Raw genomic sequence first — 15303 nt, 5'->3', positions numbered from 1 at the left:
ACCGCGGCGGCGGAGGCCATGACGCTGATGCACCGGGCGGCTCGTGGCAAGGCCAACCGCCTGGTGATGGACGCCGACCTGTTCACCCAGACCGCGGCCATCGTGGCCACCCGGGCCAAGCCGCTGGGCATCGAGATCGTCACCGCCGACCTGCGTGACGGCCTGCCCGACGGGGACTTCTTCGGCGTCCATCACCAGGCGGTTGGCCTTGCCACGAGCCGCCCGGTGCATCAGCGTCATGGCCTCCGCCGCCGCGGTGCCCTCGTCCAGCATCGAGGCGTTGGCGACCTCGAGGCCGGTGAGGTCGGCGACCATCGTCTGGAAATTCAGCAGCGCCTCGAGCCGGCCCTGGCTGATCTCCGGCTGGTACGGCGTGTAGGCGGTGTACCAGGCCGGGTTCTCCAGGATGTTGCGCAGCAATACCGGCGGGGTGAGCGTGTCGTAGTAGCCCTGCCCGATCATGGACACGGCCACCGTGTTGGCCTCGGCCAGCGACCGCAGCTCGGCCAGCGCCTCGGTCTCGGTGGCCGCCGGCGGCAGTTGGTCCAGACCGGGTGCGACGCCGCCGTCGCCGCGCCGGTCCAGGATGCCGGCCGGCACCGCCTTGGCGGCCAGGTCGTCCAGCGAGTCGACACCGATGACGGCGAGCATGGCCGCGACGGCCTGACTGTCCGGGCCGATGTGCCGAGCTGCAAAGGTGAATTGATCGGACACTGGAACTCCTGTGTGGGCGGGCGAAGACGGATCGGGGCAGAGGACTAACGGCCCTCTCCCTCTGTCTTCACCCATCGCCGGGCGCCTGAGAGATTCGGCGCCCGCTACCGAGCGCCTTTCCCCATCGGCGGGTGCGGACCCACGGGTCCACGCCGCTTTCCAGAGGCATCATGATGTCGCGCGGTCCGGGTGCCTGAGAGGTTGACGGAGAGGTGTTGCTCCTTCGGCGTCCGTGACTGGCAGCCACGAAACTCTCCCGCACGAAAGCGATGCGCTGCCCAGCTTACTCGGCCGCGCGGAGCGCCACGTCGCGCGTGGCGCGGTGCGCCGTCAGCCGATCTTGCGGTCGCGGTGCTTGCGCCGGGACGCCAGCTCGTCCTCGGGCTCGGCGATCGATTCGCCGCCGTCGGCCCGCTCGCCGGGGAAGTCCGCGATGACGCCGGTCAGCTCGCGCATGGCGCCGGACACGGCGATGCCGAAAACGCCCTGCCCGCCCTGCAGCAGGTCGACGACCTCTTCGGCCGAGGTGCACTCGTAAACGGTGGTGCCGTCGGAGAACAGGGTGATGTTGGCCAGGTCCTGGACGCCGCGCTGGCGCAGGTGATCGACGGCGACGCGGATGTTGTGCAACGAGATCCCGGTGTCCAGCAACCGCTTGACGATCTTGAGGACCAGGATGTCCTTGAACGAGTAGAGGCGCTGGCTGCCCGAGCCCGCCGCGCTGCGGATCGACGGGACCACCAGTGAGGTGCGGGCCCAGTAGTCCAGCTGGCGGTAGGTGATGCCGGCGATCTGGCAGGCGCTCGGACCGCGGTATCCGACCAGCTCGTCGGGCACGGAGTCGTCCGGGAAAAGGCCGGGCTGTACGGGTGCGCTGGCTACGGTGACACTGCGGTCACTGGGCGCCGGGTTAGCGCTGTCCGCTAGGTTGAGCTGCTCTTGGCGTGGCTGCTCGCTCACGGTGGTTCCTCTCCGCGATCGCGCTCTCGTCGTTGGCTGCGTCTGAAGGCTGCATCGCAGCCACGTTTGCTCAAGCCCGAGTGCTAGTAGAGCTTACGCTCTGTAGATAGCCACCGCGCCTGTAGTCGCGATCAAAGTATGGCCGCCGCGGGGCCAAGTCGGCGAGCTATCCGCCAGCGTGTCGAGATCACGGTGCTGTTTGAGACGCATCCGTGATGTCGCCATCCAGGCTAAACCAGCCGGCACCCCGATCCCAAAGCGCTGGTAACAGGCTTAGGTGGCTTTGAAGTCGTCCGGAGACACGCTGTCGAGAAATTCCTTGAACTTCTCCACCTCGTCCTCGCGGACGGCGGTGCCGCCTTCCTCGTCGCTCTCGTCCGGAATCAGCAGGCCGGCCTGGGCAAGCACGCCTTCCTCGACGTAGATGGGCACGCCGACGCGCAGCGCGATCGCCACCGAGTCCGAGGGGCGGGCCGACACGGTGATGTTGCGGTCGAACACCAGGTCGGCGTAGAAAGTGCCCTCTTGCAGATCGACGATCCTCACCTCTTTCAACGAATGTCCAAGGGCGGCAATGACATCCCTGATCAAATCGTGCGTCAACGGGCGCGGGGGCTCGACGCCTTGCTGTTCCAGGGCGATGGCGGCGGCCTCCGACTGACCGATCCAGATCGGAAGGTAACGGTCGCCGTTGGTTTCGCGCAGTAACAACACCGGCTGGTTCTGCGGCTGCTCTACGCGAATGCCGACAACACGAACTTCACCCATTTGTGTCTGCCCTCCGCATTGTGGCGCCGGTTGGATTGGTTACTCGCCAGGACGGCGAGGTCAAAAATCCGCCCTACTGCCGAAAACCAAGCTGTCGAACGAAGTCTAGTCCTCACCGATCCAGAACGTCGCGAACGGCGGATTTGATCAACGACGTGTGCAACGTGATGGCGAGTGCGGCGACCTCGCGCGCCAAATCGTCGGCGCGGTCGCGGGCGCCGGCTTTGCCGGCTTTGACTACCGGCCCGGCGATTTGGGCGATCAGGTCCGACTGCCGATCGGCGGCCGAGCGGAAAGCCCGCAAGTGCCGTGGTTCGACACCGTAGTCCGACAGCGCCCGGGCGCATTGCAGGATGACCACGGCGTGCTCGTCGAAAAATCCGGCGGGCCCGGTGGTGATGACTCCCGCTTTGAGAAGCGAGGTCAGCAGCTCGTCGTCCACGCCCGCGCGCGCCAGCAGCTCTTCGCGGCTCAGCCGGACGTGGGTGGGGGCCACCGCCGAAGTGTCCGAGCGCGGATCCGAGCCGGCGCCGTCCCCGGTGCCCGCCACCGACACCAGTCGCGGGACCGAATATGACGATTTGACGGGCGGCAGCTCGCCGTCGGGCTGGGCGTCCAGTTGCGCCCTGATGACCTTCAGCGGCAGATAGTGATCACGCTGCGCAGTAAGGATGAACCGCAACCGCGCGCAGTCATATGCGGTGAACCTTCGATACCCCGACGCGGCCCGCTGCGGCGTCACCAGCCCCTCGGCCTCCAGGAAGCGGATTTTGGAGATGGTGACATCGGGGAAGTCCGGCCTCAGCAACTCCAAGACCGCCCCGATCGACATCCCGGCCAGTGCCGAGCTATCGGGTGCGCTCACTAGCCTGAAGATCCTCCATCCTCACCCTGCTTGGGTCCGGTGAGAAACACCAAGCGGAACTTGCCGATCTGCACTTCGTCGCCGTTGGCAAGCACCGCCGAGTCCACGGGCTCACGATTGACGTAAGTGCCGTTGAGACTACCAACGTCGACCACGCTGAATTCGTTGTTTTCCAACCTGAATTCGGCATGCCGGCGGCTGACGGTCACGTCGTCGAGAAAAATGTCGCTGTCGGGATGCCGCCCGGCGGACGTGGTGGCCTGATCCAGCAGGAATCGCGAACCGGCATTCGGTCCCCGCTTGACGACCAGCAACGCCGAGCCCGCCGGGAGCCCTTCGACCCCGGATACCGCGCTCTCGGTTCCCGCCTGCGCGGGCGCGTCCAATTCGTTGAGGAAGTCCGCACGGAAGACCGAAGTCGTCTCTACCGTGACTTCGTCCGAATTCTGGTCGTTGTCCATGTCCGTCACGCGCTGCTCCTCACTGGCTGCTGTGGCGTTGTCTGTCCGGGCCGCTCGGCCGGCTTGTGCACCAGGTTTCTCTGCCCGGTATGCCGATTACTGCCGTTTCGTACTGTCAAAGTGTCTGTCACGTGTCTTTCAGCGATCTTCGAAGGTCTTCAAAGGTCGATGTGTCGACGGTACCGCGCACCGGCCTGCAATGCGCCCACCACCTGACGAACCGAAACTCCGATTCCCCCGTACCCTGGCCCCGCCGCTCGCCGGCGGTGCGGGGCTGCAGGGACATTAGCAATCCTCATTCGGTGAGCGTTCCGCGGTAGGCCTCAGCGTCGAGCAGCGAAGAAATTGTCGACTCCAATTCGCCGACCTCGGATACCTGAACGTCCAGCAACCACCCGGCGCCGTACGGGTCGGAGTTCACCAATTGCGGACTGCCGTCCAGATCGGCGTTGACCGCCGAGACTTTGCCCGAGACGGGCGCATACAAGTCCGACACCGATTTCGTGGATTCGACCTCACCGAAGGATTCGCCCGCGGTCAACTCGGTGCCCACGTCGGGCAGCTGAACGAAAACCACATCACCCAACGCCGATTGCGCAAAATCGGTGATGCCCACTCGCACGGTGTCATCCCCACTTCGACGAACCCATTCGTGTTCGGCGGTGTAACGCAGATCGGGCGGGATATCGCTCACGAGTGATCCTGTTCTGTTCGGGTGATGCTCACTTGACCGGCTGAGCGTATTGGTGCGGTTTTGGTTGCCGCAAGGTGGTCACGTCCACCCGGTCGGCCTGCTGGACCGACATTCGCCCCCCGACGCGCTTGACGGTGTCCTGCGCGCCGCCGGGAATGTTCATGGCCGCGGCCAGAGTGGGCGGATCGCCAATCGCCAGAATCGAATACGGCGGTGCCAGCGTTTTCGAGTCGATGGTCAGCGACCCGGGCGTCCCCACCACCCAGGTGTCGACACCCACTCGCACCGACTGGTGTGCGTCGTTGACCTCGATCGCCTCGGCGCCGGCGGCGCGCAACTCGTTGATCACGTCGAGCATCGCCTCCGGCGAAACCCCGGGCCCGGGGTCCTCGATCGTGACGGTGACGCCGGGCCCGGTGGCACCGACCGCCCCCACCAGAATGGACAGCGCCGCCAGCCTGGACTGCGCGGACTGGATGGCGGCCTGGTCGTTGTTTCCCGACGCCTGCAACGAATTCAGCGTGTTCTGTAGCTCGTTCACCTCGGTGTTGAGCGTGCCTTCGCGTTGCCGCAACGAATCCAGCAGCACCAACAGGTCCGCCGGCCGCGCCGTCTCCAGCGCGTCACCCGACTCCGTCTGGCGGGCCTGAGTGACGATCGCGAGGCCCAGCAGCAGGCACAGCATCGCGGCCAGCGTCCCGAACGCCATCCGGGAGCGGCCGCCGCGCACCATCCCCGACAACCCGGTGCGGTGCACCGCACCGATTTCGGGACGGGGGCTTTTCGCGGCCAGTTCGTGGCGGCCGCGCGGCGAGCCCTGTTCCGGGGTCGCACCGTCACCACCGTGGCCGGCGGCCCGCTGGCCGCCGGCGCGATCTTGCGGATCCTGGCTCACGTCAACCTCAACCTCAAGTGCGTCACGCCCCGAACAGCCTGCGCCGCAGCGCGGCCGCATTGCCGAAGATGCGGATACCCAGCACGACGATGATGGCCGTGGACAGCTGGGTGCCCACCCCCAATTGGTCACCGACATAGACGATCAGGGCGGCCACGAACACGTTGAACACGAACGAAATCACGAAGACCTTCGGGTCGAAGATCCGTTCCAGGTATGCGCGCAACCCGCCGAACACGGCGTCCAGCGCCGCGACCACCGCGATCGGCAGATAGGGCTGGACGACTTCTGGCACCGCGGGGTGAAAGACGAGGCCCAGCACGATGCCGATCGCCAGCGCTGCGATACCGATCATGCGTGGTTTCCCGTCCGCGTCTCGCACAGGGGAATGCGTCTGTTCAGGACTTCTCTCACCGTTGCCCAATCTGCTTGGCGAACTTGACATCCCGGATCGATCCGGCTGGCAGCGACAGACCGTCGGCGGCGTCCACCGTAACCACGACACCGTAGGAAATCTGCAGCAGCCGCAGTCGCTGCAGGCCGGGGCTGCCGTCGAAGACGTCGCGCATCGCCCGCGGCGCACCGATGGCCAGGACCGTGTACGGGCTGCTGGTCGGGTTGTTGTCGACCAGGATCGCGCCGCCGGCCTGCCGGATGGTCACGTTCGGCCCGATCCGCACTCCGCCGACGGAGATCGCCTCGGCGCCGCTGGCCCACAACGAGTTGACCAGCAATTGCAGATCGCGGTCCAGGATGATCTGCCGGCTGCCGCTGACCCGCTGCTTGGAAACGTCGGAAAGGTTCGGGCTGGCGCCGGGATCGGTGACGGTCACCTTCAGGCCGGGCCCGATGATCGCCGTGCTGGCCGCGGCCAGGCTCAGCGCGTCAAGGCGTTTCAGCAGCCGCTGCCCCTCGGCGTCGTCGGCCAGGGCGTGGCGCTGAACGTCGTCGACGCGCGTCGCCAGCTCGCCGCGGCGCTGGCTCAGCTTGGCCGCAGCGCCTTCGGCCGACCGCACATTGCCCAACAGCAGCTGCTGGGCGGTGCGCACCCCCGGAGCCACCGAGCGGGCCTGCGCGACCGCGGCGGCGAACACCGTCGCGATCAGCAGCGCCGCCAGCGCCTGCCAGAGCCAGCCGACCACCCGCCGACGCCCACCGGATGGTGCGTCGGCGGCACCGCGCTTGGCCGCCGCCGCGGCGTAACCGGGATCGAGGTGCTCGGAGAGCAGGGCGCGCAGCAGCGAGGGCACCGGGATCTGTTTCGGTCGCGACGCCACATGCGCGCTGTGCCCGGCATTGGGGTCATAGCCGCCGAGCAGGGGATCCCTATCAGCCATGGTCAGCCACCTTCGCCGCGGCCGACGGGCGAGAACCGCGATCGACCTTGGGCATGCGTCGCAGCACGAGAGTCATCTGCACCGCATACTGCACGAACGCCCACAGGTAGGCATACATGCCCCAGATCAAAAAGGCCCATCCGCAGGCCCCGATCACGTGGCTCCACAGCGCATCCCAGGTGCCCAGCAGCACCAGCGGGAAGCCGGACATCAGGGCGAACGTCGCCGCCTTGCCGATGTAGGTGACCGGCAGCGCCGTCAGGCCTCGACTCCACAGCAGCGGCAGCGTCGCGGCCAACAGGCCGTCGCGCGCGATCAGCACGATGACGAACCACCAGGGCACGATCCCGCTGAACGCCAGCACGATGGGCACGGCCACCATGTAGAGGCGGTCGACCGCCGGGTCGAGCAGGACCCCGAGCCGGGAGGACTGATCCAGCAGCCGGGCGATCTTGCCGTCCGCCCAGTCCGAGGCGCCGCTGAACATCAGAATCCCGACGGCCCACCCGTTGGCGTGGGCGACCAGCAGCGCATAGACGAACACCGGGATCAGCGCCAGGCGGACAGCGCTGAGCGCGTTGGGCACCGTCAGCACCCGGTTGGGCGGAAGCACCGGCTCCATGAGCCGTGACCTTAACGCGACTGGGCGCCGAACGCCCGGCTGCGCCGCGCTTGCGATCGCCACGAGCTCAGCGGAACACCCCGGGCAGGCTCAGAGTGGACAGCGTGTCATCCGACAGCGGGTTGTCGTTGACCATGTAGGTCCACGTCGACGTCGGCCGCGCCAGCTTGGACAGGTCCAGCCCGGGCTCCTCGTCGAGGACGTTGGCGGTTTCGAACGTCTGCTGGGCCGCCTCGATGGCGTCGGCGGCCAGTGACGCGAAGGCGTCGACCGCCAACCGGTGAAACTCGTCCAGCGGGTTCTGCCGGCCCAGCGCCCGCAGATGGATGCTTTCGCGGATGTCGGCCAGATACGCCAGGTGGTCGGCCCAGCCGCGGTCGAGGTGATACAGCATGATCTGCCGGCAGATCGTCTCCAGGCGCTCCTCGGTGATCCCCTCGGTCTCGGCCAGCTCCTTGTAGCGCTTGGGGGCCAGCTCGGCCAGCTCCTCGCGCGCGGTTGGGTTGCGCAGCAACGTGTTTCGCCGGTCTACGATGATGGCGCGCTGCTGGGCGATCAACTGGTTGTAGCGCCAGGTGTTCGCGTGCACGTCCAGCATGCGGCCCTCGGCCACGCGCTGGGCGTGGTCGAGCAGGCCCGCCGCCTTCGGGCTGACGATCCGGCCGTCCTCGTCGGTGTCCATCGGCAGCTTGTTGTGGTCGAGGTTGGCCGCCACCACGTCGTCTTCCCAACTCGAGAAGAAGACCGACGACCCCGGGTCGCCCTGCCGCCCGGCGCGCCCGCGCAGCTGGTTGTCCAGCCGCTGGGTGTGGTGTCGCCCGGTTCCGACGACGTGCAGCCCGCCGAGCTCGGCGACCCGGTCGTGGTCGGCTTCGTCGGAGCCGCCGAGGCGGATGTCGGTGCCGCGCCCGGCCATCTGGGTGGAGACGGTGACGACGCCGAACTTGCCGGCCTCGGCGATCACCTGAGCTTCCTCGGCGTCGTTTTTCGCGTTCAGCACCACCGCGGGCACCCCGCGGCGCAGCAGCCGCTCGTGCAAGTCCTCGGATTCGGCGACGTCGCGGGTGCCCACCAGCACGGGCTGCCCGGTCTCGTTCACCTCGGCGATGTGGGCGACGATCGCGTCGTTCTTGGCGGCGGCGGTGATGTACACGCGGTCGGATTCGTCTTCGCGAATGTTGGGCTCGTTGGGCGGAATTGGTGACACACCCAGCTTGTAGAACTGGCGCAGCTGCTCACCGGCGGCCAGCGCGGTGCCGGTCATGCCGCACACCGTCGCGTAACGGTTGATCAGCGCCTGCACCGTGATGGTGTCGAGCACCTCGCCGGTTTCGGTGGTCTCGATGCCCTCCTTGGCCTCCACCGCGGCCTGCAGGCCGTCGGGCCAGCGTTGCAGTTGCGCGATGCGCCCCCGCGCGGCGTTGATCAGGTGCACCGCGTCGTCGCGGACGATGTAGTGCACGTCGCGCTGCAACAGCACGTGGGCGTGCAGCGCGACGTTGATCTCCGTCAGGGTGGTGACGACGTGCTCCTCGGAGTACAAATCGATGCCGCCGAGCGCCTTTTCCACCTTGCGGGCGCCGACCTCGGTCAGGTGGACGTTGCGGCTGTCGGCGTCGGTGTCGTAGTCGGTGCCGGCCTCGAGCTGGCCGGCCAGCTTGATGATCTCCAGCCGCGGTGTCTCCCGGTGGGTGGTCCCGGCCAGCACCAGCGGCACCAGCGCCTCGTCGACCAGCACCGAGTCGGCCTCATCGATCAGGGCCACGTCGGGGTTGGGTGAGACCAGGTCGGCGACGTCGGTCACCAGCTGATCGCGCAGCACGTCGAAGCCGATCTCGTTGACCGAGGCGTAGGTGACGTCGCAGCCGTAGGCGGCCCGGCGTTCCTCGCTGGTGGACTCGGCGGTGATCCAGCCGACGGTCAGGCCCATGGCCTCGATGACCGGGCCCATCCATTCCGCGTCCCGGCGGGCCAGGTAGTCGTTGATCGTCACCACGTGCACGTGCCGACCGGCCAGCGCGTAGCCCGCGGCCGCGATCGCCCCGGCCAGGGTCTTGCCCTCACCGGTGGCCATCTCGATGACGTCGCCGGCCAGCATGCGCAGCGCCCCGAGCAGCTGCACATCGAATGGGCGCAGGGTCGTCGATCGTTCGGCCGCCTCCCGGGCGATGGCCAGGAACTGCGGGATGTCCTCGGAATCGGCGAGGTCGTCGAGGTTGAGCAGCCCGGCCGCCTTGCGCAGCTGCTCGTCGCTGAGCCCGGCCGCCTCGCCGTCGTACTCCGACGAGTCCTTGACCTGGGTGAGCGAGCGGCTGCGGTCCTTTTCGGTGCTGGCGCCGAGCAGCTTCCAAAAGCGGCTGCTCAGCCGGCCGGGTTGAGCGCGGGTCGTCTTAGGCACAGGTCAACGGTACGCGGTGACCCACCGCGCGGATTCATCACGCGAGGTTGGACCGGCGTGGATATGCGACGTCGGGGTCGGTGAGCACATTGACGACGGCCGGCAGGCCGCTGGCGAAGGCCCGTTCCAGCGCGGGCCGCAGCTCGCCGGGCGCGGCGACCAGTTCGCCGTGCCCGCCCAGGGCGCGGGCCACCTCGTCGTAGCGGGTGCCGGGACGCAGTTCGGCGACCACCGAGTAGCCGTACAGCGCTTCCATGGGGTGCTTCTCCAGCGCCCAGATTCCGTTGTTGCCGATCACGGAGACGACCGGCACGTGGTGCCGAACCAGGGTGTCCCATTCCATGCCGCTGAACCCGAACGCGCCGTCGCCCTGCAGCAGCACCACCTGGCGGTCCGGGTGGGCCAGCTTGGCGGCCAACGCGTAGCCGGGGCCCGACCCCAGACAGCCGAACGGTCCACTGTCCAGCCAGCAGCCCGGCTGGTAGCTGTCGATCACCCGCCCGGCGTAGGACCCGAAATCGCCGGCGTCGATGACGACCACGGCGTCGCGGTCCAGCATCGGCGCGAGCTCGGCGTAGACCCGCATCGGATGCAGCGGGATGCGGTCGTCGGCGAGTTCGGCCTTCTCCTTGTCGCGCGCCGCGGTCTCGGCGATTCGCAGTTCGTCGATCCAGCCGCGGTGGTCGCTCCCGGTGGCCGGGGCCAGCGCTGCGAGGATCGTCAACAGGTCGCCGTACAGCTCGGCCGCCACCGGCCGGGGATGGCGGCGGTCGGGTTCGACCCGGTCGACCACGATGAGCTCGGTGTCTGGCCCGAAGACCGCGCCGAAGCCGAGCCGGAAATCCATCGGCACCCCGACGATCAGCGCAACGTCGGCCTCCCCCAAGGCTTTTCCGCGGACCCTGGAGAACGCCAACGGATGGTCGGCGGGAACCGCGCCGCGGGCCATGCCGTTCATCAGCACCGGGATGTGCAGTTCCTCGGCCAGGCGCAGCAGGGCCGCCTCGCCGTGCCCCCACCACACATTGGTGCCCGCCATGATCACCGGCCGCTGCGCCGCGGAGAGCAGGGCCGCGGCCCGACTCAGGGCCGCACCGTCGGGCGCGGGCCCGGGTGGCAGGTCGACGAGCGCGCCGGGCCGGGCGTCATCGTCGGACACGGAGAACACGTGGTCCATCGGGAAGTCGACGAAGCCGACGCCCGAGGGCGCTGTAACCGCGGCGCGCAGCGCGTCGTCGACGAGCCGGCCGGCGTCGCCCGCCGACTGCGCGGTGGCGGCGAAGCGGGCCAGCGGCGCCACGAACGGTACGTGGTCGATCTCCTGCAGCGACCCCATGCCCCAGCGCTGCGCCGGCGCCCGGCCACCCAGCACCACCAGCGGCGACTGGTTCTGCTGCGCGGCGGCCATCGCGCTCATCCCGTTGGTGATGCCCGGGCCCGCGGTCAGCGCGGCCACGCCCGGCGACCGCGTCACCTTCGACCAGCCCTCGGCGGCGAAGGTCGCGGTCTGCTCGTGGCGGGTGTCGATCAGGCGGATTCCTTCTTCGCGGCACCCGTCGTAGATGGAGAACAGGTGGCCGCCGGACAGCGTGAAGACGGTGTCGACACCGCTGGCTTTGAGGCGGCGCGCGATGAGTCGGCCGGCATGTACGGTCTGGCTGGATGGAGCGTCGATGCTCATCTGCGCAGCCTATTCGAGAACCGCTCGGGTAATTTGCGGGGAAGTGCCGACCGCAGAAGGAGACGCCGAAATTGGACTCGAAGCTGTTCAAACCGTCCATCGATTGGTCGTCGGCATTTCAGGATTCCCTGCGGTGGCTCGCCATCGCATGGGTTATCGGTGCCGTCAGCCTGCTGGCCGCGCTGGTCGCCGCCAGGTATCTGACCCCGTGGGGCCGCCAATTCTGGCGGATCACGCGCGGTTACTTCGTCGGGCCGACCAGCGTCAGGGCCTGGCTGGGGCTCGGTGTGCTGCTGCTGCTGGTGCTCTTCTCGGTCCGGCTCAACGTGCTGTTCAGCTATCAGAGCAACGACATGTACACGGCGTTGCAGGTGGCACTGAAAGGGCTCGCCACGGGGAACAATGAGGTCAAACAGTCCGGGATCCACAACTTTTGGGTGTCGCTCGGAATTTTCATCCTGCTGGCGGCCATCTTCATCGCCCGGGTCATCCTCGACATCTACTTGACGCAGCGATTCATCATCGCCTGGCGCATGTGGTTGACCGGCCATCTGACCGACGACTGGCTCGCGGGCCGGGCCTATTACCGGGATCTGTTCATCGACAACACTATCGACAACCCCGACCAGCGCATCCAACAGGATGTCGACATCTTCACCGCCGGGGCGGGCGGCACCCCGAACATCCCGTCCAACGGGACGACCAACACCCTGCTGTTCGGTGCCGTCAACGCGGTGGCATCGGTGATTTCGTTCGCCGCGATCCTGTGGAATTTGTCCGGAGACTTCGATCTTTTCGGTGTGACCGTGCCGCGTGCGATGTTCTGGACCGTTCTGATCTATGTCTTGATCGCGACGGTGGTCGCGATTTGGCTTGGACGCCCGCTGATTTGGCTGAGCTTCAACAACGAGAAACTCAACGCCGCGTTCCGTTACGCCCTGGTGCGGTTGCGCGACGCCGCGGAGGCGGTGGGCTTCTACCGCGGCGAGCGCGTCGAGCGGGCGCAGCTGTGGGGGCGCTTCACGCCGGTCATCGACAACTACCGCAGGTTTGTCCGCCGGACCATCATCTTCAACGGATGGAACTGGTCGGCGACGCAGACCATCATTCCGCTGCCGTTGGCAATTCAGGCGCCGCGCCTGTTCGCCGGGGAGATCGCCTTCGGCGATGTCACCCAGACCGCGCAGGCTTTCGGCAACATCAACGACTCACTGTCGTTCTTCCGCAACAACTATGACGCGTTCGCGGCCTTCCGGGCGGCGATCATCCGGCTGCACGGCCTCGTCGACGCCAACAGCAAGGGCCGCGCGCTGCCCACCATTTTGGTCAAGCCCAGCGAGGATTCCGCAGTGGAGCTGCGCGGCATCGAGGTGCGCACGCCGGAGGGCGATCAGCTGGTCGACTCGCTGGACATCCAGCTCGATTCGGGCGACAGCCTGGTGATCACCGGCCGGTCCGGGGCCGGCAAGACCACGTTGCTGCGCAGCCTCGCCGAACTGTGGCCGTACGCCTCGGGGACCCTGTGCCGCCCGGACGGCGACAACGCGACGATGTTCCTGTCCCAGCTGCCGTATGTGCCGCTGGGCAGTTTGCGCACCGTGGTGTGCTACCCGAACTCGCCGGACAACGTGCCCGACGAACAGCTACGCGACGTGCTCACCAAGGTGGCCCTGGCGCCGCTGATCAACCGGCTCGACGAAGAGAACGACTGGGCCAAGGTGCTCTCGCCTGGCGAACAGCAGCGGGTCGCCTTCGCGCGCATCCTGCTGACCCAGCCGAAGGCGGTCTTCCTCGACGAGGCCACCTCCGCGCTGGACGAGGGCCTGGAATTCGCGCTGTACCAGCTGGTGCGGACCGAGCTGCCCGAGTGCGTCATGGTCAGCGTGAGCCACCGGCCCACCGTCGAACAACACCACTCCCAGCAGCTGCACCTGCTCGGCGGCGGCCCATGGCAATTGGGACCCGTCGAGAAGGAACCCGCGCCGGTCTGACGCCTACGCTCCCCCGGCGCGTTGCGCCGCGTGCGCTCCGGCGCGGCGGCCGAAGAACGACCCTTCGCCCAGCTGCGTTCCGCTCGCGTAGCCCTTGCCGTCCTGGGCGAGGTTGGACGCGCACGCCCCGGCGGCATACAAGCCGGGCACGACGGAGCCGTCTTCCCGCTGCACCTCGCCGTCGACGGTCACCGCGAGGCCGCCGATGGTGAATCCCGAGTACATCGCCCGCCCGAGCGACAGATCGAATACCGCCCACGGACCATTGTCTTGCGGCGCAAGGAATTCCGGCTGCTTGTGGAAATCGGGATCCTCGCCCGCGGCGGCATTCTTGTTGTAGCGGTCCAGCGTGGCCGCAAGATTGCCGGCCGGAATGCCAAGCGCGGCTTCCATTTCCGCGATCGTCTCGTACCCGTCGAGGAAGCGGATCAGCGGCATGGCGGGCATCTCGGTGTGCGCCTCGTCCACGATCAGGTACGCCGTCTGGTCCGGCTGCTCCAACACGAAGGCCGACGTCCGCGAGTGGTAAGAGTCCTCGGCGACGAAGCGCTGGCCGTCTTTGTTGACGATCACGCCGGTCAGCAACACCTCGGGCGGATAGGCCGCCGCGGTGATGAACAACTCGTCCATGTTCTTGGTGGCGCCGCCGGCCGAGACGCCCATCCGGATGCCGAGTCCGTCGTCGTTGGGATTGCCCAGGATGTAGGGCGCCACGACGCCGTGGTGTTTGGTGCGTCGCTCCTGACCCAATGCGGGCGTGTGCTCGGCGACCATCTCCGGGTTCATCGCGAATCCGCCGGCCGCGATGATCACGGACTTGGCTTTGATGGCGCCGGTTTCGGTGAAGTGTTTCCAGGCCACGCCGACGACCGCGCCGTCGCCGTCGGTGACCAGGTTGGTCACCGCCGTCTCGTAGCGGATCTGCACGCCCAGGGCGTCGGCCCGCTTGAGCAGCAGGTCGACAACCATGCTCGCGCCGCCCAATTCGCCGGGCACCGGCACCGAGTGCCCGCGCGGTGCCGGTTTGGCCCGCTCGCAGAAGGGCCAGACCTTCTCGTTGCCGGTGTAGCTCAGCCCCTCGGTGCCCGGCGGCACGACGACCTTGCCCGGGTAGTAGCTGCGCTCGAACTGAAAACCCAGGTCTTCCAGCCAATTGAAATGCTCGACGCTGCCCTCGCAGTAGGCGCGGATCTTGTCGAGTTCGGGTTCCCGCGACACCTCGACCAGATACTTGTACATCTCCTCGACGGAATCGTCTTGACCGGTCGCCTGCTGCACCGCGGTCCCGCCACCGAGGTAAAAGTGGCCCCCGGCAAGCGAAGTGGTGCCGCCCGCCGCGGCCGCGCGTTCGAGCACCAGCACCCGCGCGCCGGCGGCGGCCGCACTGACCGCGGCGCAGCCGCCGGCAATGCCGAACCCGATCACCAGGACGTCGACGTCATCCGACCACGCGGTCACGTCGTTCGCGCTGACTGTCGCCGGTATCTCCGTGCTCATGGGCGCCACTCCTCCTCATCGCTGCGTCGCGCACCGTCGCCGGCGCGGCTCACCGCTGCTCCTGTTTGATGTAGTCGTAAAAGGCCCGCATTTCGGGCGAAACGTACGCAAGCTCCACATACGGCACGCCCGCCTGCGGCGCGGACAGGTAGACGAAGTGGATGCCGCCGGGCATCACGCCTCGCTGCACAACCGCGGCGCCCCGCTCGCCGGCCTCGCTCACCGCCACTTCCAGTTGCTCGGGGCTTTCGACCTCCATGCAGATGTGGTGCAAACCCGGCCCGCGCTCGGACAGGAAGTCACTATAGATGTTCTGGCCGCGGACCGGCTGGATCAGTTCTAACTGCATGTCGCCGAGGTAGCTCAGCGAGATGCTGGCAAAGAAGTCGGCGGCCTCGCCGCGGTAGCTGCACGCCTCCG

At 67.6% G+C, this 15303-nt stretch carries 14 protein-coding genes, 2 pseudogenes and 1 riboswitch; of the genes and pseudogenes, 2 read left to right on the top strand and 14 right to left on the bottom strand.

Going from position 1 to position 15303, the window contains the following annotated elements; translation table 11 throughout:
• Window positions 1-18: 18 nt before the first annotated feature.
• Window positions 19-147, top strand: a pseudogene (locus A5646_RS30010) (hypothetical protein); the annotation flags it as partial.
• 50 nt (window positions 148-197) lie between these two features.
• Here A5646_RS30010 and A5646_RS18435 read toward each other — a convergent pair.
• The 12 genes and pseudogenes from A5646_RS18435 to A5646_RS18380 all read right to left on the bottom strand — a co-directional run.
• Window positions 198-714 (bottom strand): annotated as a pseudogene (locus tag A5646_RS18435) (glycine dehydrogenase (aminomethyl-transferring)); the annotation flags it as partial.
• A 171-nt stretch (window positions 715-885) separates the two neighbouring features.
• Window positions 886-983: riboswitch (glycine riboswitch) on the bottom strand.
• 61 nt (window positions 984-1044) lie between these two features.
• A complete protein-coding gene (locus A5646_RS18430; RefSeq protein ID WP_066872738.1) occupies window positions 1045-1674 on the bottom strand; it encodes a MerR family transcriptional regulator in 630 nt (209 codons plus the stop codon).
• A 273-nt stretch (window positions 1675-1947) separates the two neighbouring features.
• The gene (locus tag A5646_RS18425) at window positions 1948-2442 is read right to left on the bottom strand and encodes a bifunctional nuclease family protein (protein WP_007771374.1); all 495 of its coding nucleotides are present in this window, start codon (window positions 2440-2442) and stop codon (window positions 1948-1950) included.
• Between the two features lie 112 nt (window positions 2443-2554).
• On the bottom strand, window positions 2555-3307 hold the full coding sequence (locus A5646_RS18420) for a MerR family transcriptional regulator (RefSeq protein WP_066872735.1): 753 nt from the start codon (window positions 3305-3307) through the stop codon (window positions 2555-2557).
• A complete protein-coding gene (gene garA, locus A5646_RS18415) occupies window positions 3307-3768 on the bottom strand; it encodes a glycogen accumulation regulator GarA (protein ID WP_369806961.1) in 462 nt (153 codons plus the stop codon). The genes A5646_RS18420 and garA overlap by 1 nt, the downstream gene beginning before the upstream one ends.
• Before the next feature lie 295 nt (window positions 3769-4063).
• Window positions 4064-4462 carry a glycine cleavage system protein GcvH gene (gcvH, locus tag A5646_RS18410; RefSeq protein WP_066872726.1) on the bottom strand — a complete coding sequence of 133 codons (399 nt, stop codon included), beginning with the start codon at window positions 4460-4462 and terminating at the stop codon, window positions 4064-4066.
• A 28-nt stretch (window positions 4463-4490) separates the two neighbouring features.
• On the bottom strand, window positions 4491-5357 hold the full coding sequence (locus tag A5646_RS18405) for a DUF881 domain-containing protein (protein ID WP_066872724.1): 867 nt from the start codon (window positions 5355-5357) through the stop codon (window positions 4491-4493).
• Window positions 5358-5379: 22 nt separating this feature from the next.
• Window positions 5380-5712, bottom strand: a complete 333-nt coding sequence (locus tag A5646_RS18400; RefSeq protein WP_007170008.1) for a small basic family protein — start codon at window positions 5710-5712, stop codon at window positions 5380-5382.
• 55 nt (window positions 5713-5767) lie between these two features.
• Window positions 5768-6694 (bottom strand): DUF881 domain-containing protein, encoded by a 927-nt coding sequence (locus tag A5646_RS18395; protein WP_067023240.1) that lies wholly within the window; start codon window positions 6692-6694, stop codon window positions 5768-5770.
• Complete coding sequence (locus tag A5646_RS18390) at window positions 6687-7316, bottom strand: CDP-alcohol phosphatidyltransferase family protein (RefSeq protein WP_067023237.1); 630 nt, start codon at window positions 7314-7316, stop codon at window positions 6687-6689. The genes A5646_RS18395 and A5646_RS18390 overlap by 8 nt, the downstream gene beginning before the upstream one ends.
• A gap of 67 nt (window positions 7317-7383) precedes the next feature.
• Window positions 7384-9714, bottom strand: coding sequence for an accessory Sec system translocase SecA2 (gene secA2 / locus A5646_RS18385; RefSeq protein ID WP_066878232.1), 2331 nt, complete (start codon window positions 9712-9714; stop codon window positions 7384-7386).
• Between the two features lie 37 nt (window positions 9715-9751).
• Entirely contained in the window at window positions 9752-11395 is a 1644-nt protein-coding gene (locus A5646_RS18380; RefSeq protein ID WP_066878233.1) for an acetolactate synthase, read from the bottom strand.
• Window positions 11396-11466: 71 nt separating this feature from the next.
• Between A5646_RS18380 and A5646_RS18375 the strand changes: the two genes are divergently transcribed.
• Window positions 11467-13386 carry an ABC transporter ATP-binding protein/permease gene (locus tag A5646_RS18375; protein WP_066872709.1) on the top strand — a complete coding sequence of 640 codons (1920 nt, stop codon included), beginning with the start codon at window positions 11467-11469 and terminating at the stop codon, window positions 13384-13386.
• A gap of 3 nt (window positions 13387-13389) precedes the next feature.
• On the opposite strand, the gene A5646_RS18370 is transcribed toward A5646_RS18375, so the two are convergent.
• Both A5646_RS18370 and A5646_RS18365 read right to left on the bottom strand, forming a co-directional pair.
• Window positions 13390-14883: an FAD-binding protein gene (locus A5646_RS18370; RefSeq protein ID WP_067023234.1), complete on the bottom strand. Its 1494-nt coding sequence runs from the start codon at window positions 14881-14883 to the stop codon at window positions 13390-13392.
• Window positions 14884-14932: 49 nt separating this feature from the next.
• Window positions 14933-15303: VOC family protein (locus tag A5646_RS18365; RefSeq protein WP_067023231.1), on the bottom strand; the 371-nt coding region annotated here is incomplete at its 5' end.

It is taken from the genome of Mycobacterium sp. 1245499.0, from assembly GCF_001673615.1.
GTDB lineage: Bacteria > Actinomycetota > Actinomycetes > Mycobacteriales > Mycobacteriaceae > Mycobacterium > Mycobacterium europaeum_A.
Note: the sequence above shows the minus strand (reverse complement) of the source record. Positions and strands in the feature narration are given on the sequence as shown.

What these genes read in the sequence shown, in the direction of transcription:
- A5646_RS18425 (WP_007771374.1), bottom strand. Translation starts at nt 2,442, where the DNA reads ATGGGTGAAGTTCGTGTTGTCGGCATTCGCGTAGAGCAGCCGCAGAAC.
- garA (WP_369806961.1), bottom strand. Translation starts at nt 3,768, where the DNA reads ATGGACAACGACCAGAATTCGGACGAAGTCACGGTAGAGACGACTTCG.
- A5646_RS18400 (WP_007170008.1), bottom strand. Translation starts at nt 5,712, where the DNA reads ATGATCGGTATCGCAGCGCTGGCGATCGGCATCGTGCTGGGCCTCGTC.
- A5646_RS18395 (WP_067023240.1), bottom strand. Translation starts at nt 6,694, where the DNA reads ATGGCTGATAGGGATCCCCTGCTCGGCGGCTATGACCCCAATGCCGGG.
- A5646_RS18390 (WP_067023237.1), bottom strand. Translation starts at nt 7,316, where the DNA reads ATGGAGCCGGTGCTTCCGCCCAACCGGGTGCTGACGGTGCCCAACGCG.
- A5646_RS18380 (WP_066878233.1), bottom strand. Translation starts at nt 11,395, where the DNA reads ATGAGCATCGACGCTCCATCCAGCCAGACCGTACATGCCGGCCGACTC.
- A5646_RS18370 (WP_067023234.1), bottom strand. Translation starts at nt 14,883, where the DNA reads ATGAGCACGGAGATACCGGCGACAGTCAGCGCGAACGACGTGACCGCG.